The sequence below is a fragment of the Arthrobacter sp. NPDC058097 genome (genome assembly GCF_042884885.1).
Lineage (GTDB): Bacteria > Actinomycetota > Actinomycetes > Actinomycetales > Micrococcaceae > Arthrobacter.
This window is the reverse complement of record NZ_JBHVSZ010000008.1, coordinates 208,392-226,110: the sequence shown is the minus strand read 5'-3', so window position 1 is coordinate 226,110 and position 17,719 is coordinate 208,392. Positions and strand designations below refer to the sequence as shown.

The window sequence follows — 17,719 nt, the reverse complement described above, 5'->3', positions numbered from 1 at the left end:
GGACAACTTCGAGTGTATGATGGCTGTCACAACCCACCCCCGATCCTCGAAGGAGAGGCGTTCCCTTGGAAGAGCTGCGCATCGAAGCCAACGGCAACCTTGGCCCCATCGATTCATCCCGTATTCCCCGCTACGCCGGGGCCGCAACCTATGCCCGCCTGCCGCGCCTGGACCAGGTGGCCAAGTCCGACATCACCGTGGTGGGCGTGCCCTTCGATTCCGGCGTCTCCTACCGCCCGGGCGCCCGCTTTGGCGCCAACCACGTCCGCGAGGCCAGCCGGCTGCTCCGCCCGTACAACCCGGCGTGGGACGTCAGCCCGTTCGAGAACTGCCAGGTGGCCGACGCCGGCGACATGGCCGTGAACCCGTTCAACATCAACGAGGCGATCGAAACCATCCAGCAGAACGCTCTCGACCTGACGGCCGGCGGCAGCAAGCTGCTCACTCTGGGCGGCGACCACACCATCGCGCTGCCGCTGCTGCGCGCCGCCGCCGAGCGCGCGGGCGGCCCCATCGCCATGCTGCACTTCGACGCCCACCTGGACACCTGGGACACCTACTTCGGCGCCGAGTACACGCACGGCACGCCGTTCCGCCGAGCCGTGGAGGAGGGCATCCTGGACACGGAGGCCATCAGCCATATCGGCACCCGCGGCCCGCTGTATGGGAAGAAGGATCTCGACGACGACCACCGCTTCGGGTTCGGCATCGTCACCTCCGCTGACGTTTACTACCAGGGCGTCCTCGAGACGGTGGCGAAGGTGCGGGACCGGATCGGAGACCGTCCGCTGTACATCTCCGTCGACATCGACGTCCTGGACCCCGCCCACGCGCCGGGCACCGGCACACCCGAAGCCGGCGGCATCACCAGCCGGGAACTCCTGGAGATCATCCGTGGCTTCCGCGGCATGAACCTCGTCGGCGCCGACGTGGTCGAGGTTGCGCCGGCCTACGACCATGCCGAGATTACCGGCGTTGCTGCCAGCCACGTGGCTTACGAGCTCGTCACCCTGATGGCGGACAACACCGTCGCCGGCGACCGCTTCGGCGCCGAGACCGGTTACGCCGCCCAGGCGCTGGGCCGGGAAGCCCGCCGTCCGGCAGGATTCGCGGCAGCCCCGCCCGCGCCGGCCGACAATGGCGCTGTCCGTGCCGCCGTGGGGGAGTACTCCCAGTGACCGGTGTCCGCAACGGCGGGGATCTCGTCGTCGAAACCCTCGAAGCGCTCGGCGCGAAGACGGTGTTCGGCATCCCGGGCCAGCACGCGCTGGGCCTCTTCGACGCTATGGGCCGGGGCAACCTGAAGTTCGTGTCCTCCCGGGTGGAGAACAACAGCGCCTTCGCCGCCGACGGCTACTCGCGGGCGACGGGGGAAGTGGGCGTGCTGTTCCTGTCCACCGGGCCGGGCGCGCTGACGTCGCTCGCCGGGCTGCAGGAAGCCTACGCCACGGGCGTGCCCATGGTGGTGGTCGCCAGCCAGATTCCGCTTGAGGGCCTGGGTGCCCGCCGGAAGGGCATGCTGCACCAGCTCGATGACCAGAAGGCGTCGGCCGCGAACGTCACCAAGAGCCAGCGCCTGATCCAGCACGCCTCTGGCATCCCGTCCGCCATCCAGGACGCCTGGACCGAGGCGATCTCCTCGCCGCAGGGTCCGGTGTGGCTGGAGATCCCGCAGAACGTGCTGCTGGATCCCATCGTGGTGCCGCCGGTCGAGGATGCGCTGGCCGAAGCGGCGGACAACCCGCCGCGCGTCGAGCTTGTCCGGGAAGCCGTGAAATGGCTGACGACGGCGGAGCGTCCCGCCATTATCGCCGGCGGTGGAACCCGCCGGGGCCGGGCGGAAAAGTCGCTGCTCTCGATCGCGGAAAAACTGCGGGCACCGGTCATCTGCACGCCCGGCGGCAACGGGGCCTTCCCGTGGAACCATGAGTTGTCGCTGCAGTCGTGGATCGAGGACCGGCACATGACGGACGTCCTGGAGGACGCCGACGTGCTGGTGGTCATCGGCTCCTCGCTCGGTGAGGTCACGTCCAACTACTTCACGTTCGAACCGCGCGGCCGGATCATCCAGATCGACGCCGAACCGCGCGTCCTGGAATCCAACCGGCCCGGCCTGGGGATCCGCGCCGACGCCGGCCAGGCGCTCGCGGCCCTCGACGCGTCGCTGGCGGTGCCCGCCGATGCCCGGCCCGACTGGCGCGGAACCTCGCCCGAGGACCTGGTCCGGGAGTCGCTCCGCAAGGTCAGGGAGCGGCTGGAGTCGCAGGACCTGGCCAAGGAACTGAAGTTCATGGCCGATATCCGCGAGGCCGTTCCGGCGGACATGCAGACGTTCTGGGACATGACCATCTCGGCGTACTGGGGCTGGAGCTGCTGGGACGCCCGCGAGGGGCAGTTCCATTCCGCCCAGGGCGCCGGCGGCCTGGGCTATGGCTTCCCGGCGGCAATCGGCGGGGCTGTGGGCCTGGAGACCGTGGGCAAGTCCGCGGCGTCGGCCCGGGTGCTCGCCGTGTCCGGCGACGGCTCGGCCATGTACTCCATCGCCGAACTCGCCACGGCCAAGCAGCACAACGTGCCCGTCACCTGGCTGATCGTGGACGACGGCGGCTACGGCATCCTGCGCGAATACATGGTGGGCGCCTTCGGCAAGGCGACCGCCACCGAACTGGCGCGGCCGGACTTCGTGAAGCTGGCCGAATCCTTCGGCGTTCCGGCCACCCGGGTCGCCCCGGAAAACGTGGGGGACGCGCTCAAGGAGGGCTTCGCGGCGGACGGCCCGAACGTCGTCGTCGTCGAAACTCTGCTGCAGATGTTCGCCCCCACCCACCTGGACAACTAACCCACCGTACATCCAGCGCGAACGTACAGTTGTGGCCCCATTTCCACCCGGATATGGGGCCACAACTGTACGTTCGCGCTTCTGCCATTTAACCGGGCTGTCCCTCTGCTTGGTTTGCTTAGTTTCCTAAAGCAACCATTTCCTGATATAGTTGCCTAAGGCAAGCAAAAGGGGCAATCCACCATGGCAGTTGAGCCAAACACCGCGGCCGAACTCGTGCGGCAGATCTTCGACCTGCAGCGCGCCGTCCGGTGCGTGGCCATTTCCAACTCGCGCGGCCTGGAAGCGGGAATCGCGCTGCAGGGTGTCCTCCGGTTCGTGGGGGAGAAGGAATCCCGAGCCACCCACCTCGCCGCACGGCTCGGCGTCAGCGCGCCGGTCCTCAGCCGGCACATCGCAGAGCTTGAGGATCTGGGGCTGGTCCACCGCCGGCCGGATCCCGACGACGGAAGGGCGCAGCTGGTGGCCCTCACCGACGTTGGCCGCGCCAAACTGATCGAGATCGAGGAACACCGCGTGGCCACGCTGCAGGAATTCCTGCAGGACTGGAGCCAGCAGGACGCCGAGGAGACGGCGAAAGTACTCTCCAAACTTGCGGAATCCCTCCGGGAATCCGCCCGGGCAACGACGGCCGGCGCCATCACAACCACCACGAAACGCAAGGAGCAGTTCATTGGCTAGCCACGCTGCCGTCCCCGTGACGGCCACGTCACGCCCTTCGGCCCATTCACCCCAAGCACCGATGACGCACCGGCAGATCATGGAGGCCCTGACCGGGCTCCTGGCGGCCTTCTTCACCGCGATCCTCAGCAGCACCATCGTGGCCAACGCACTGCCCACCATCATGTCCGAGCTCAAGGGCACGCAGACGGACTTCGCGTGGGTCATCACCGCGGCACTGCTGGCCAACGCCGCCACTACCCCGATCTGGGGCAAGCTCGCGGACCTGTTCGACAAGAAGGTCCTCGTCCAGCTCAGCATCGTGATCTTCGTGGCGGGTTCGGTGATGGCCGGCCTGTCCCAGACCATCCCGCTGCTGCTGACGGCCCGCGTTGTCCAGGGCATCGCCATGGGTGGCCTGACGGCGCTGGCCCAGGCGATCATCGGCTCCATGATCCCGCCCCGGGACCGCGGAAAGTACTCCGGCTACATGGGCGCCGTCATGGCCGTCGGCACGGCCGGCGGGCCGCTGCTTGGCGGTTTCATCGTCGACAGCCCGCTCGGCTGGCGCTGGACGTTCTTCGTCTGCGTGCCGCTCGCCGTCGTCGCCCTGATCCTGCTGCAGATCACCCTCAAGATCCAGCACGTCAAGCGGCCAGCCAAGATCGACTGGCTCGGCTCTATCCTCCTGACGTCCGGCGTCAGCCTGCTTCTCATCTGGGTGTCGTTCGCCGGAAACCCCGACTACTACGACTGGTGGTCCTGGCAGTCGGCACTCATGGTGGGCGGCGGCGTCGTGCTTTTGGCGCTGCTCGTGGTGGTGGAATCCAAGGTTGAGCAGCCCATCATCCCGCTGAAGATCATCTCCGAACGCACCACCGCCCTGGCCATCTGGGCCTCGGTCGCCGTGGGCGTTGCGATGTTCGGCTCCTCGACGTTCCTCGGCCAGTACTTCCAGGTGGCACGCGGCGCAACGCCCACCGAGGCGGGCCTCCTGACCCTGCCCATGATCGCCGGCAACCTGATCGGCTCCGTGCTTTCCGGCCAGCTCATTAGCCGCACCGGCAAGTGGAAGCGCTACCTGATCGCCGGTTCGGTCCTTCTGATCGGCGGCCTGGGCCTCGCCGGCACCATGGACCACACCACTGACCTGTGGCAGTCCGGCGTCTTCACTGCGATCCTCGGCCTCGGGCTCGGCATGCTCATGCAGAACCTGGTCCTGGCCGTTCAGAACACCGTCAGTGCCAGCGACATCGGCACGGCAAGCGCTTCCGTCGCGTTCTTCCGCTCCGTGGGCGGCGCGATCGGCGTGTCCGTCCTGGGTGCGATCATGAGCAACCGGGTCAAGGAACTGGCCATCCAGGGCCTTGCCGACGCCGGCATCAAGGCAGGCTCCGGCGCTTCCGGTGCCAGCCTCGACCTCGCCGACATGCCCGCCCCGATCCGCGACATCATGCGGGCCGCCTACGGCGATGCCACCGCCGAGATCTTCCTGATCGCCGGCGCCATCGCGGTTGTTGCCCTCATCGCCGTACTCCTGATCAAGGAACAGCCGCTGCGCCGGACCGTTGATATCCGCCCGGAGGGTGCTGCCCCGGCTGCCGCGGAGTCCGCACCAGGTTCCGGACTTCCGGCCGCCGAGTATTCCGACGACGACCTCGAACGTGAGTTCGCCGAAGTGCTGACCCGCCAACTGGAAGACGACGCGAAGACGCCTGCGTACGCCGGCCGGCAACGGACGGCGGAGCCGGTCATGCCGATGAACGAACCGCCGGCGCGGGCCCGGACCATGCTGGCCGAGATGCACAACAACAAGCCGGCCGACCTGGTGCCGCTCATCCAGGAAACGCAGGGGCTTCTCGCGGAGCAGCAGCTTCAGCTGGCCACGGCATTGAACGCCGTCGCCCGGCAGGCCGAGCAGCAGCGGATCCTCGCGGAGGAGCAGGCCCGGGTTAGCGCCGAACTGAAGGCACTGAGCCGGCGGCTGGCCAAGGAACGCAAGCTTCAGAGCGCCGCCGCGCACTACATCGCCTCGCACGGCAAGCACCGCGGCGAGTAGCCCCCGCTCGACCCGAGTTTTTGTCCAGGTAATGGCCGCTAAATCCCTCCCGGAGGCCATTATCTGGACAAAAACTCTAGTTAAGGCGCGGGGAGTACGACGGCGGGGGCCGGCTGGGGTGCTGAACTGTACGTTCGCGCTCGGGTTGAGGTGCTGAACTGTACGTTCGCGCTTGTGTGCAGGAGCCGGCGTCGTCCGTTGGGATGATCTTCGTCAGCGACGTTTCGCACGGGCAACAGATTTCGTAGAGTTGGAACGCTTGGGCTGTCATACCCGCCTGCTATTACTTCTCTCAACTAATTGGCGCTCTCCCGAAGGATCCGTGAGCATGCTCGTCACCCTCATACGGCGTTACTCCAAACCGTATCTGCCGTACATCCTGGCTGTCATCGCATTCCAGCTGGCTTCCACCATTGCGGCGCTCTACCTGCCCAGCCTCAACGCCCAGATCATTGACGAGGGCGTCTCCCGCGGCGACACCGACTTCATCTGGCGCACCGGCGCCCTAATGCTCCTCGTGGCCTTCCTCCAGGTGGGCACCGCCATCGCCGGCGTCTACTTCGGATCGAAGACCGCCATGGCCGTGGGCCGCGACCTTCGCCGCGGCGTTTTCCGCAAGGTGACCAGCTTCTCGGCCAAGGACGTCAACGCGTTCGGAGCGCCCACCCTGATCACCCGCGGCACGAACGACGTCCAGCAGGTCCAGATGCTGGTGCTGATGGGACTGAACTTCATGGTGTCCACGCCCATCATGTGCGTCGGCGGCATCATCATGGCCCTGCGCGAGGACATCAACCTGTCCTGGCTGGTGTGGGTCTCGGTCCCCATCCTCATCGTGGTGGTGGGTTACATCGTGGTGCGCCTCATGCCGCTCTTCCGTTCCATGCAGAAAAAGATCGACCGCATCAACGAGGTCCTGCGCGAGCAGATCATCGGCATCCGCGTGGTCCGTGCCTTCGTGCGGGAACCGTATGAAACCGACCGCTTCGGCCTGGCCAACAAGGAACTGACGGACGTATCGCTCAAGATCGGCGCGCTGTTCGTCCTGATGTTCCCCGCCATCGGCATGATCCTGCACCTGTCCACCGCCGCCGTGCTGTGGTTCGGCGGCCAGCGGGTGGACTCCGGCGAGATGCAGGTCGGCTCCCTGACAGCGTTCCTGCAGTACCTGCTGCAGATTCTCATGGCGGTGATGATGGGCACGTTCATGGCCATGATGATCCCGCGCGCGTCTGTCTGCGCAGACCGCATCGGCGAGGTGCTTGACGTCGAACCGTCCATTCACGACCCCCAGCAGCCGGTCACCCCGGGACAGCTGGAAGGCGTGGTGGAATACCGCAACGTCACGTTCGCCTACCCCGGAGCCGAGGCCCCGGTCCTGAGCAACATCAGCTTCACCGCCCGGCCAGGGGAGAATGTGGCCATCATCGGCTCCACCGGCGCCGGAAAGACCTCCCTGCTGTCGCTGCTGCCGCGCCTCTACGATGTGGCCGACGGCGAAGTGCTCCTTGACGGCGTTCCCGTCAGCCAGCTGGACCGGGAGGAAATCACCAAGCGCGTTGCCCTGGTTCCGCAGCGGCCCTACCTGTTCTCCGGAACCATTGAGCACAACCTCCGCTTTGGAAAGCCGGAGGCTTCCGACGACGAACTCTGGGATGCGCTGCATGTGGCCCAGGGCGACGGTTTCGTGAAGGAAAAGAAAAACGGGCTCGCGTCCCGCATCGCCCAGGGCGGCACCAACGTGTCCGGCGGCCAGCGCCAGCGACTGTGCATCGCGCGCGCCCTGGTCACCAAGCCCAAGGTGTACCTCTTCGACGACTCCTTCTCCGCGCTGGACGTCGCCACCGACGCCCGGCTGCGCGCCGCGCTCAAGCGCACCACCGCCGACGCCACCGTCATCATCGTCGCGCAGCGCATCTCCACCATCACGGAAGCGGACCAGATCCTGGTGCTGGACAACGGCAGGATCGTGGACCGCGGCACGCACGACGAGCTCCTCGAAACGTCGCCCACCTACCAGGAAATTGTTGAGTCCCAGCTGAGCGTGGAGGAAGTGGCATGAGCGCCGACAAGAAGGGCGCCGGCCAGAACCCCGGCACGAGCCAGGAGACGGAGAAGCTCCAGAGCCAGACCGCCACAGAAGCTGCGGTCCTCGAGGACGACGACTTCGTCGAGGAGGAGTACAAGCCGGGCGAGGCCGACGGCGGCATGTTCGGCGCGATGCCGGCCAAGAAGGCCCAGCACTTCTGGCCCTCGGCCAAGCGCCTCATGGGCCTGCTGAAGCCGGAAGCCGCCGGCATCTACGTCGTGGTGGGCATGGTCATCGTGTCGGTGATCCTCAACGTCATTGCGCCCAGGGTGCTGGGCCAGGCCATGGACGTCATCTTCGGCGGCGTGGTGGGCAAGCAGCTGCCCGCCGGCGTCAGCAAGGACCAGTTCGTCGAGGGGCTCCGGGAACAGGGCCAGAACAACTTCGCGGACATGGTCTCGCGGATGGAGCTCGTGCCCGGAACCGGCATCGACTTCCAGAAGCTGACCGTCCTGATTTCGGCCGTGCTGCTGATGTACTTCGTGGCCAACATCTTCCTGTGGCTGCAGGGCTATGTCCTCAACAGGATCGTCATGAAGGTGATCCGGCAGCTGCGCGACGATACGGAAAAGAAGCTCAACCGGCTGCCGCTGAACTACTTCGACACCCGCCAGCGCGGTGACGTGCTCTCCCGGGTGACGAACGACGTCGACAATGTCCAGCAAGCCCTGCAGCAGGCGTTCGCCCAGCTCATCAGCTCGGTGCTGACCGTGGTGGGCATCGTCATCATGATGTTCATCGTCTCGTGGCAGCTGGCCCTGATCGCCCTCATTGCGCTGCCGCTGTCCGGTGCCGCGGCGGGCGTGATAGGCGCACGCAGCCAGAAGCTGTTCGCCGCGCAGTGGAAGAACACCGGTGAGCTGAACGGCCAGATCGAGGAGTCCTTCTCCGGGCACGACCTGGTGCGGGTCTTCGGCCGCGAGGCCGACATGCTGCAGCGCTTCGAGGAGCGCAACGAGGCCCTGTACAAGGCCAGCTTCGGCGCGCAGTTTGTGTCCGGCATCATCTTCCCCGTGATGCAGTTCGTCTCCTACCTCAGCTACGTCGGCATCGCGGTGGTGGGCGGCCTGCGGGTTGCCTCGGGCAGCATGAGCCTGGGCGACGCCACAGCCTTCATCCAGTACTCGCGCGAGTTCACCCAGCCGCTGGGGCAGATGGCGGGCATGGCCAACATGCTGCAGTCCGGTGTGGCATCCGCCGAGCGCGTCTTCGAGTTCCTGGACGCGGATGAGCAGGACGCCGAGACCGCCACGAAGCACCTGCCGGCCAAGACCGACGGCCACGTGGAATTCCAGGACGTCACGTTCAGCTACACGCCTGACAAGCCGCTGATCGAGAACCTGTCCTTCACTGCCGAGCCGGGGCACACCGTCGCCATCGTCGGACCCACCGGCGCTGGCAAGACCACGCTGGTGAACCTGGTCATGCGCTTTTACGAGCTCAACTCCGGCTCCATCACGCTCGACGGCGTGGACGTCACCCAGCTGAGCCGCGCCGAACTGCGCTCCAAGGTGGGCATGGTGCTGCAGGACGCCTGGCTGTTCGGCGGCTCCATCTACGACAACATCAGGTACGGCAAGCTCGACGCCACCGAGGACCAGGTCATGGCGGCGGCCAAGGCCACATTCGTGGACCGCTTCGTCCGCGCCCTGCCAGAGGGGTACAGCACCGTCATCGACGAAGAGGGCAACAACGTCAGCGCCGGTGAAAAGCAGCTCATCACCATCGCCCGCGCCTTCGTGGCCAACCCGTCGCTGCTCATCCTGGACGAGGCAACCAGCTCGGTGGACACCCGCACGGAACTGCTGGTGCAGAAGGCCATGGCCGCACTGCGCACGGACCGGACCAGCTTCGTCATCGCGCACCGACTGTCGACCATCCGCGACGCCGACACCATCCTGGTCATGGAAAACGGCAAGATCGTGGAACAGGGCAACCACCAGACCCTCCTCGCCGCTGAAGGCGCCTACTACCGGCTGTACATGTCACAGTTCGCCGGCGCGGATGCCGAGGAGACCCCGGTGGATGATTCGACGGCGGTGCACAGCTGAACGCCGGGAAGCCAGGAGGCCACCCCGATCCCCGGCGCATTGAGGTGCTCGTGCCCATGCGCTGGGGGGACATGGATGCCTACGGGCACATCAATAACGTCGAGATCGTCCGCATGCTGGAGGAGGCGCGGATCGCCGCCTTCGGCCCGCCGGCCGGTGCCGGGCTGCCCGGGATCGACCCCCACGTGTCGCTGTTCAACGAGGTTCCCAAGGGCACCATGGCGCTCGTGGTGGACCACCGGATCCGCTACGTGAAGACCCTTGAGTACCGCAACATCCCGGCCAAGGTCCAGGTCTGGGTCGGCGCCGTCAAGGGCGCGAGCTTCGACATTCACTACCTTGTGCAGGACCCCGTAACTGGCGACGATTGTGTGAAGGCCTCAAGCCATCTGGCCTTTGTCGATGAAGCCACCGGAAGGGTCCTGCGGCTGACTCCGACGCAAAAGCAGCTGCTGGAGCCCTTCAAAGAGCACAAGGAGCATTGACCATGGGAATGAAGCGCAGGGGAACCGGGAACCTGGGATCGAAAAGAGCGGCCTGGAAGAAAAAGAAGTCCTGGAAGGAACTTCCGCCTGCTGCGCGCATCGGCACCATCGTGATCGGGGCCGCGCAGCTCGCCTTCCTCACCGCGGCCCAGCGCGATCTTTCGCGCCGCCCCGCCGAGCAGATCCGCGGCTCCAAGATGTTCTGGCGGCTGGCCACGCTCATCAACTTCGTCGGCCCGGGCTGCTATTTCGCCTTCGGCCGGAAGCCGCTGCCCCCTGCTACCCCAAGGTAGCTTTCGAGCCGGTCATGGTGCTGGCGCTCAGGTTTACCCTGTAAATTTGAACGTATGACCCCCGCCCCAAAGCCTGCCATGCACCGCGCCCTCGGAGTCTCCAAAGAGATCGAGGATGCGGCGTGGTTCGTACTCGGCGCCGGGCTGCAAGGCAAGCCGTCGGCGCTGGACGGCCGAACGCAGACGTGGACGGCGGAGGCCGCGGCGGAACTGCTGGAACGGCTTGAACGGGGAGTCGCGGACGCCAAGGCGCCCATGATGACCAACCTGCGGCACAACCTGGCGGACGCGTCCCCGTCGGCAAAGCAGCTGGCAGTGGAGCTCCTCTTCCTGCAGTCGCTGCCGCTGGCCCACGAGGTCAAGTCGCTCAAGGTCAAGCGGGCGCGGGTCGCCGAGGCCGCGTCCTGGCTCGAGCCGCCGCTGGAGCTCCCGGATGAGCTCTACAGGGGCATGACGGACCACGGCGTCATCCGCGACCGGACCGCCGAGTTCAACTGGACCATCTGGGACCACCTGAAATGGCTCTGCCGGTTCGTCCAGAACGTCGACAAGCAGTCCACCGCCGAAATCGGCAAGGCCCTGAAGGACCCGCTGGCTTTCCACGTGCTGGCGGCGGGAACGCCCGATGACCAGCCGGCCATCCGCCGCAGCATCGAATACCTCGCCTGGCCCAGCTACTTTGAGCCCGTGGTGGCGGACATCGAACGCCAGGAAATCCGGGACGCCTTCGCCTCCCTCGTCGGCGGGGCCAAGGGGGACAGCGAGGAGGAAATCACCGCTGATATCCGCCGCATCCGCCTGCACCTGGACGAGCAGGCCGGCCAGCGCATCGACTGGTACGCCCGGCAGCTGGTGAGCCAGTGGCGGAAGGTCGGGGACCCGGGCCGCCGCGCCTGGCTGCTGCGCACCCACCACGACAACGCCGAGCTTCTGGCTGCCTGGCAGGCAGAGGAGAAGGTGACGCTCGACGTCGAACACCTCCGCCTGCTCGACGCCGGCGTTACCGCCGGGCTGGTCCAGCACGCTGTGGATGAGGACTACAAGCACCTCGGCTACGTGGAACGGGAGGACACCAAGACTGCCGTCTTCGCCTTCCTGACCGTGATGAAGCCGGGCGACTTCGCGCTGTACCAGAACGCCGGAGCCGTCCGGATCGGCGTCGTGCTGGGGGAGCCGGACCACAATGGCGACAACCGACGGATGCGCCGCAAGGTGCGCTGGTTCGACGAAGCCCACGCCGTCACGGACCTGCCGCGGCACATCCAGCGCCAGCTGGCCACCCCGGGGATCGTCGTCGACGTCACCCGGGTGGTGCAGGCGCTGCAGGCGCTGCTGCCCGCCGAGGCGGAAACCGAGCCCGACGCCGATGCGTCGCCGGCCACCGTCGCCCTCCCCATCCTGGGGGGCTTCCGTCCGGTGACGCGCGAGTTCGCGGACTCCCTCCACATGGAGGTGGAGCCGCTGCAGGAAATCGCCGACCTGCTGGAGGAGAACCGGCAGCTGGTGCTGTACGGCCCGCCGGGAACCGGCAAGACCTACCTCGCCAAGCACCTCGCCGCCGAACTGGCCCAGGACAGCACCGACGAACGGGTGAAGCTCGTCCAGTTCCACCCGTCCTACGCCTACGAGGACTTCTTCGAGGGGTACCGGCCGGACAAGACCGACGAGGGCCAGGTTTCCTTCAAGCTGGTGGCCGGGCCGCTGCGCCGGCTCGCGGAGGAAGCCGCGAAGCCGGGCAACGAGTCCAAGCCGTACTTCCTGATCATTGACGAGATGAACCGCGCAAACCTGGCCAAGGTGTTCGGCGAGCTGTACTTCCTGCTGGAATACCGCGATGACCGGATCTATCTGCAGTACAGCCCCAACGAGCCGTTTACGCTCCCGGACAACCTGTACATCATCGGCACCATGAACACCGCGGACCGCTCCATCGCGATGATGGACGCCGCCATCCGACGCCGCTTTGCCTTCATCGAACTGCACCCGCAGACCGAGCCGGTGAAGGGGTCGCTGCTGCGGTTCCTGGAGGCCCGGCAGCTGGACACCACGCCGGCGCTGCTGCTGGACGCGCTTAACGAGGCCATCGATGAGTGGGACCGCGACCTCATGATCGGGCCGTCCTACTTCATGAAGAAGGCAGCGCAGACCCCCGCCGGACTGCGCCGGATCTGGAAGTACGAGCTCATGCCGCTGCTGGAGGAGCACTACCACGGGCAGCTCAACCGGGCCCAGCTGGAAGAGCGCTTCGGGCTGGACCAGCTGCTGGGACGCCTTGCGGCTCGCTAGCCCTGCGGCCCCGGCGGCTTCCTCTGCGACGGCGGCTTCCGGCGGTTATGGAACCGGAAGGGGAACCGGCGCCGCCGCCCGCGGCGGCCGCGGCGCAGCGCCGGCACTGCGGCACATCGTCCTCGACGAGCTGTCCGGCGGCACCGTGGAGAAGCTCGACGCCGAAAGCGCCGCCTTCCTGAACTCCAGTGGCCTGGCCAGGGCGACGCCCATGGGGATGGGGCTATTCCGGATTGAGCCGGTCGGGATGGTGGGGTCCGTCCGGACTCCAATGGTGCAGCTCGACGTGCGGCCCAAGGACCGGCTCGGGCTGAGCCGGCTGCTGTTCCTGCTGAGCTATGCAGGGGATCAGGGCTTCCGCGACGACACCGTGGCCGCCGATGAGGATGCCGAGCTGTGGAGCGCCCTGGCGGCGTCACTGGTGCAGCTCGCCGAACGCGCCCTGCAGCGCGGCGTGTTGCAGGGCTATGTCACGGTCGATGACTCGCTCCGCACTGTCAAAGGCCGCATCCGCATCTCCGACCAGATCTCCCGCCGACCGGGAATGCTGGTGCCGCTGGAAGTCTCCTACGACGAGTTCACCGAGGACATCCCGGAAAACCGGATCCTGCGTGCCGCGCTCGACCGCATGTCCCGCGTCCCGGGCGTCCGCCCGGATGTGCTGGGCCGCCTGCGGCAGCTGAAGGGAAAGCTCGACGGCGTCACCCGCCTGCACGCCGGCGCTCCGCTTCCGCCGTGGCAGGCAAGCCGGATGAACCTCCGCTATCACGCGGCACTGCGGCTTTCCGAGGTGATCCTGCGCAATGCCTCCGCGGAGGCGGGGGAGGGCAAGCAGCAGACGGCGTCCTTCGTCGTCGACATGGGCAAGGTCTTCGAGGACTTCGTCGGCGCAGCTTTGCGCCGGGCCATGGGGGCCTTTCCCGGTGAGATGCGGCTGCAGTACAACGCGCTGCTGAACGAGGCGGTCCGGGATTCGGACCGGCTGACCGTGCGCCCGGACGCCGTGCACCTGCTGGGCGGACGGCCGGTGGTGGTGTACGACGCCCAGTACCGCGCGGGCACCGACCAGGGTGCGTCGCTTTCGGCGGACCATTTCCAGATGCTGGCCTACTGCACGGCTTTGCGCGTTCCCACGGCCTGGCTGGTCTACGCCGGGGCGGGCGAAGTGAAGCTGAGGCGGATCCTCAACACCGACATCGACATCGTTGAGTTTCCGCTGGATCTGTCCCGCCCGCCGTCGGAAATCCTGGCAGCGGTGGCCGACCTGGCCGAGCAGTCCTGGGGAGAAGTGGTGCGCCAGGCGAGCCTCGGCCGCTAACGGTCAGCGCCATCATGGGAGGCGCGGCGCCGGGCGGACACTCCCGAGCAGCTGCTGCTGCCATCTTCGCTGTCTTCTCCGGTTGGTTCCACCGCACCGACTTTGAGGCCTGTTCCTTCATCTCAATTCTGCACCGGCACGGCAAACGTGAACGTGGTGCCGATTCCCACTTCGCTGCGGAGCGAAACCCGGCCGCCGTGGGCCTCCACAATGGCCTTGCTGATGGACAGCCCCAGCCCGACGCCGGGAATGGCTGAGTTGCGGACGGCTGCGGACCGGAAGAACTTCGCGAAGACCTCCTCCTGGTCCTGCTGGCTCATTCCCATGCCGGTATCGCTCACGCTGCACACCATGTGGCCGTCCTCGGACCGCAGCGACACCACCACGTTGCCGCCGTCGGGCGAGTATTTGATGGCGTTCGATACGAGGTTGTCCAGGACCTGGGAGATCCGCGCGGCATCGATGTGCGCCTCCAGCCGTTCCGGGGCCTCGGCGTGCAACCGGATGCCGGATTCTGCGGCGCGCGGCAAGGCGGCGGTGACACTGGTGCGCACGAGCTCGGCCACGTTCACAGCCTCCGGGGTCACGAGCAGCTGGCCGTTGCGGCTGGACAGCAGGTCCGAGACCAGCGTGAGCAGCCGTTCGGAGTTCCGTCGGATGATCTCCAGGGGTCCACGCTGGGAGTCGGTGAGGTCATCGTCGTCGTCCAACAGAAGCTCGACGTAACCAAGAATGGAGGTGAGCGGCGTACGGAACTCGTGCGAGACGTTCGAGACGAAATCGTCCTTGGAGGCCAGGGCGTTCACGAGCTCGGTTACGTCACTGAACACGATGACGGAGCCCGCGAAATTCCCGTCCTGGTCTTTCATGGGCCTCGCACTGGTGGATATCGCGCGTTGTTCGGCGCCGGCGCCGAGCCACACGAGGTAGTCGGTGAATTCCTCGCCGAGGACGGCGCGCCGGACGGGCCGCTCGTCGACCGGCACCAGGGTGGTCCGGTCAGCGGAGAACACCAGAAGTTGGGATTCATTGGGGTCGTCGATGGTTGGCGGTGTAGCCAGCTGATGATGCTTGCGCTGCTTGCGGTTCATCAGGATGTCATGACCCTGCGCATCGACAGCGAGGACGCCTAGGTGCACCGTGTCCAGGACCGTGTTCAGCAGCCGTTCCTGGCGCTTGCTTGCGGTCAGCACGCCGCGAAGCTGGGAGTCCTTTGCCTCCAGGTCCCGCTGCTGCTCCTCGAGGTCCCGCTGCTGCCGGACCATGCTGAGCGTCATGACGGACACGGTGACGCCGACGCCCAGCATCATCACCGGCAGCAGGAAGGAGCGCGCCAGGTCCTGGCCTGAGACGGCGCCGCGGATAAAAAGCGGCACCCAGATGATCCCGAGGGGGCCGAAGAAGGACAGTGCCACCGCGGCTTTGGGGAACAGCCCGGAGGCGCACAACCAGATAACCGGAAAAACGGCCATGAGGCTGAGCCCCGTCAGGCTGTCCTGGCCGCCCTCCCTGCCCAGGGAGATCGACACCAGATCCAGGAGGGGTATCAGCAGGAAGGAGGGATACGGCAGCCGGTGCCAGGGCACGGCATAGCAAAGGATCAGTATGACTGCCTGTGACAGCAGAAAACTGATGAAAAGGGGATTGCGCAGCGTCTCCGGGAAGAACGCCAAAATGAGGAACGCCGTGATTCCTGCCGTTACGGAAAGCGGCATTTGGCTCAGCATCACCCTGCCCCGCAAGGAATACTCGTGGAAGGGCCGCCGGAAGAGCAGGATCCGGCCAGAGGGGTCTTTCCAGGCGATGCTGCTCATGGGCGATGGTCCGTTTTGACGGGGCGTGAGAAACGCATAGGAGCAGGATATCCGCCGGGAGCTATACTGCAGACGGGATGTAGCGGGCTGAGGGGGCTGCGATGGGTGATACACGCGTGGGGCTGGTCATTGAGGATGACCACGATATTCGCGAATTGGTGCGCGTTGTTCTGACGCAGGCCGGCTTTGAGGTGCGCGCCGCAAGTAGCGGAGCCGAGGGCGTTCTTGCCGCCAAGGAACTGGACCCGGCGGTCATCACGCTCGACCTTGGACTGCCGGACATCGACGGATTCGAAGTGGCCCGGCAGATCCGTCAATTCTCCGACGCCTACATCGTCATGCTCACTGCCCGTGCGGAGGAGCTGGACACCCTGATCGGACTCGAGTCGGGCGCCGACGATTACCTCACCAAACCGTTCCGTCCGCGTGAGCTGCGGGCCCGCGTTGCGGCCATGATGCGGCGTCCGCGTTCGACGCCGGAACTCGCCGAAGAGGCAGGCTCGCCTGCCGCCGCCGCGAACGAGGGGCGAAAGTACACCCACAACGGCCTGGACCTGAGCTACGAGTCCCGGACCGTCGCCGTTGACGGCCAGGAGCTGAGCCTGACGCGGACCGAGTTTGACCTGCTCCACGCCCTGCTTGAGGCGGGCCGCATGGTCCGCACCAAAGCGGACCTGGTGCGCCGACTGCGGGACGAACCGTACGACGTCGGAAGTTACATCAGCGAGGCGGACGAGCGGTCCGTTGAGGTGCACATGGGCAACCTGCGCAAGAAACTCGGGGATTCCGCGCAGAACCCGCGCTGGCTGCAGACTGTCCGGGGCGTGGGCTACCGGCTGGCTCCGGCTGAGAACTGAGCCGCGCCTAGTTTGGATCAGCCCGCCGCGAGGAACAGCTCCAGCTGTTTCTCGACGGCGGAAAGGTCCCTGAGCTCGCACTCCCAGACGGTCAGTACTTCCCACCCGTCGTTTTCGAGCTGATGGCGCTGGCTGGCGTCGCGGTCCCGTGTGCGCGTGCGTTTCGTTTCCCAAAATTCGGCGTTGGCCTTGGGGGCGTGCTGGCCCACCTTGCAGTCGTGGAAATGCCAGAAGCAGCCGTTGACGAAGATGACCTTGCGCCGGCCGGCGAACACGAGGTCGGGGTTGCCGGGCAACTTGATGCCGCGCGAGGCACCGTGCAGGCGGTAGCGGTAACCCTTGGCATGCAGGAGGCGCCGCACCAGCAGTTCGGGCTTGGTGTTCTTGCCCCGGATGCGGGACATGTTCCAGCTGCGCTGCTCAGGAGTCAGCCGGTCCGCCATATTTCCAGTCTAGGCCGGCAGCTTCTCTAGAAATCGCGCTCGGGCTGCTCGCCAAACTGGAAGTGCCGGCCGCTGACGGAGCCGGGATCGATCTCCACGTAGAAGTCCTTCAACGTGGGAACCCAGGATGCGAGCCCGAGTTCTTCGGCCTCGGCGATTTCGGCCGACTTGCTCAGGACGCGGGCGGTGCCGCGGAGCACCACCGACCAAGCCTGGTCCGACATGATGCCGTCCGTTTCGAACAGGACCCTGTCGTTGATAGTGACTTGCGCGAGCTTGTTGCCCGGCGCTGTGCGGAAGTACAGCTTCCTCCGGCTGGTTACGTAATTGACCGGGAAGATATCCGGCTCACCCCCAACGGTGACTACGAGGCGGCCGTGCGTCGTGCCCTCCAGAAGCTGCCAGCACTGCCCTTCGTCGAGGACCAGGATGGGATCGCCGTCGGCGTGGTTGAACATCATGTCTCCATTCTTCTACAGCGTGTAGAAAAACGATAGGGGTATGGACCGATTTTCCCAGTACGCG

14 protein-coding genes are annotated in these 17,719 nt (G+C 66.3%); 11 read left to right on the top strand and 3 right to left on the bottom strand.

Annotated elements, in window-relative coordinates:
• Nucleotides 1–65 precede the first annotated feature (65 nt).
• From speB to ACFVTE_RS15460, 10 genes are all read left to right on the top strand, one after another.
• Nucleotides 66–1,178, top strand: coding sequence for an agmatinase (speB, locus tag ACFVTE_RS15505; RefSeq protein WP_387101785.1), 1,113 nt, complete (start codon nucleotides 66–68; stop codon nucleotides 1,176–1,178).
• Nucleotides 1,175–2,839, top strand: a complete 1,665-nt coding sequence (locus tag ACFVTE_RS15500; RefSeq protein ID WP_387101783.1) for a thiamine pyrophosphate-binding protein — start codon at nucleotides 1,175–1,177, stop codon at nucleotides 2,837–2,839. The genes speB and ACFVTE_RS15500 overlap by 4 nt, the downstream gene beginning before the upstream one ends.
• Nucleotides 2,840–3,022: 183 nt before the next feature.
• Complete coding sequence (locus tag ACFVTE_RS15495; protein WP_387101781.1) at nucleotides 3,023–3,520, top strand: MarR family winged helix-turn-helix transcriptional regulator; 498 nt, start codon at nucleotides 3,023–3,025, stop codon at nucleotides 3,518–3,520.
• Nucleotides 3,521–3,581: 61 nt separating this feature from the next.
• Complete coding sequence (locus ACFVTE_RS15490) at nucleotides 3,582–5,558, top strand: MFS transporter (RefSeq protein ID WP_387101910.1); 1,977 nt, start codon at nucleotides 3,582–3,584, stop codon at nucleotides 5,556–5,558.
• A 328-nt stretch (nucleotides 5,559–5,886) separates the two neighbouring features.
• Entirely contained in the window at nucleotides 5,887–7,620 is a 1,734-nt protein-coding gene (locus tag ACFVTE_RS15485; protein ID WP_387101909.1) for an ABC transporter ATP-binding protein, read from the top strand.
• On the top strand, nucleotides 7,617–9,698 hold the full coding sequence (locus tag ACFVTE_RS15480; protein WP_387101779.1) for an ABC transporter ATP-binding protein: 2,082 nt from the start codon (nucleotides 7,617–7,619) through the stop codon (nucleotides 9,696–9,698). The genes ACFVTE_RS15485 and ACFVTE_RS15480 overlap by 4 nt, the downstream gene beginning before the upstream one ends.
• Nucleotides 9,699–9,754: 56 nt before the next feature.
• Nucleotides 9,755–10,183: an acyl-CoA thioesterase gene (locus tag ACFVTE_RS15475; RefSeq protein WP_387101778.1), complete on the top strand. Its 429-nt coding sequence runs from the start codon at nucleotides 9,755–9,757 to the stop codon at nucleotides 10,181–10,183.
• A gap of 2 nt (nucleotides 10,184–10,185) precedes the next feature.
• Nucleotides 10,186–10,476, top strand: coding sequence for a hypothetical protein (locus tag ACFVTE_RS15470; protein WP_387101776.1), 291 nt, complete (start codon nucleotides 10,186–10,188; stop codon nucleotides 10,474–10,476).
• Between the two features lie 54 nt (nucleotides 10,477–10,530).
• Complete coding sequence (locus ACFVTE_RS15465) at nucleotides 10,531–12,762, top strand: McrB family protein (RefSeq protein ID WP_387101774.1); 2,232 nt, start codon at nucleotides 10,531–10,533, stop codon at nucleotides 12,760–12,762.
• 106 nt (nucleotides 12,763–12,868) lie between these two features.
• Nucleotides 12,869–14,080, top strand: a complete 1,212-nt coding sequence (locus ACFVTE_RS15460; RefSeq protein WP_387101907.1) for a restriction endonuclease — start codon at nucleotides 12,869–12,871, stop codon at nucleotides 14,078–14,080.
• Nucleotides 14,081–14,202: 122 nt separating this feature from the next.
• Here the strand turns inward: ACFVTE_RS15460 and ACFVTE_RS15455 are convergent, their stop codons facing one another.
• Complete coding sequence (locus tag ACFVTE_RS15455; protein WP_387101772.1) at nucleotides 14,203–15,894, bottom strand: sensor histidine kinase; 1,692 nt, start codon at nucleotides 15,892–15,894, stop codon at nucleotides 14,203–14,205.
• A gap of 101 nt (nucleotides 15,895–15,995) precedes the next feature.
• Here ACFVTE_RS15455 and ACFVTE_RS15450 point away from each other — a divergent pair, with 101 nt between their 5' ends.
• Entirely contained in the window at nucleotides 15,996–16,751 is a 756-nt protein-coding gene (locus ACFVTE_RS15450; RefSeq protein ID WP_387101770.1) for a response regulator transcription factor, read from the top strand.
• A gap of 17 nt (nucleotides 16,752–16,768) precedes the next feature.
• Here ACFVTE_RS15450 and ACFVTE_RS15445 read toward each other — a convergent pair whose 3' ends face one another.
• Both ACFVTE_RS15445 and ACFVTE_RS15440 read right to left on the bottom strand, forming a co-directional pair.
• Nucleotides 16,769–17,194: a very short patch repair endonuclease gene (locus ACFVTE_RS15445; protein ID WP_387101768.1), complete on the bottom strand. Its 426-nt coding sequence runs from the start codon at nucleotides 17,192–17,194 to the stop codon at nucleotides 16,769–16,771.
• 26 nt (nucleotides 17,195–17,220) lie between these two features.
• Nucleotides 17,221–17,655 carry a pyridoxamine 5'-phosphate oxidase family protein gene (locus ACFVTE_RS15440; protein WP_387101767.1) on the bottom strand — a complete coding sequence of 145 codons (435 nt, stop codon included), beginning with the start codon at nucleotides 17,653–17,655 and terminating at the stop codon, nucleotides 17,221–17,223.
• Between the last annotated feature and the right edge of the window lie 64 nt (nucleotides 17,656–17,719).

Coding starts and splice junctions, on each gene's coding strand:
- ACFVTE_RS15480 (WP_387101779.1), top strand. CDS start 7,617: ATGAGCGCCGACAAGAAGGGCGCCGGCCAGAACCCCGGCACGAGCCAG.
- ACFVTE_RS15490 (WP_387101910.1), top strand. CDS start 3,582: ATGACGCACCGGCAGATCATGGAGGCCCTGACCGGGCTCCTGGCGGCC.
- ACFVTE_RS15450 (WP_387101770.1), top strand. CDS start 15,996: ATGGGTGATACACGCGTGGGGCTGGTCATTGAGGATGACCACGATATT.
- ACFVTE_RS15455 (WP_387101772.1), bottom strand. CDS start 15,894: ATGAGCAGCATCGCCTGGAAAGACCCCTCTGGCCGGATCCTGCTCTTC.
- ACFVTE_RS15470 (WP_387101776.1), top strand. CDS start 10,186: ATGGGAATGAAGCGCAGGGGAACCGGGAACCTGGGATCGAAAAGAGCG.
- ACFVTE_RS15445 (WP_387101768.1), bottom strand. CDS start 17,194: ATGGCGGACCGGCTGACTCCTGAGCAGCGCAGCTGGAACATGTCCCGC.
- ACFVTE_RS15465 (WP_387101774.1), top strand. CDS start 10,531: ATGACCCCCGCCCCAAAGCCTGCCATGCACCGCGCCCTCGGAGTCTCC.
- ACFVTE_RS15440 (WP_387101767.1), bottom strand. CDS start 17,655: ATGATGTTCAACCACGCCGACGGCGATCCCATCCTGGTCCTCGACGAA.
- ACFVTE_RS15485 (WP_387101909.1), top strand. CDS start 5,887: ATGCTCGTCACCCTCATACGGCGTTACTCCAAACCGTATCTGCCGTAC.
- ACFVTE_RS15495 (WP_387101781.1), top strand. CDS start 3,023: ATGGCAGTTGAGCCAAACACCGCGGCCGAACTCGTGCGGCAGATCTTC.
- ACFVTE_RS15475 (WP_387101778.1), top strand. CDS start 9,755: ATGCGCTGGGGGGACATGGATGCCTACGGGCACATCAATAACGTCGAG.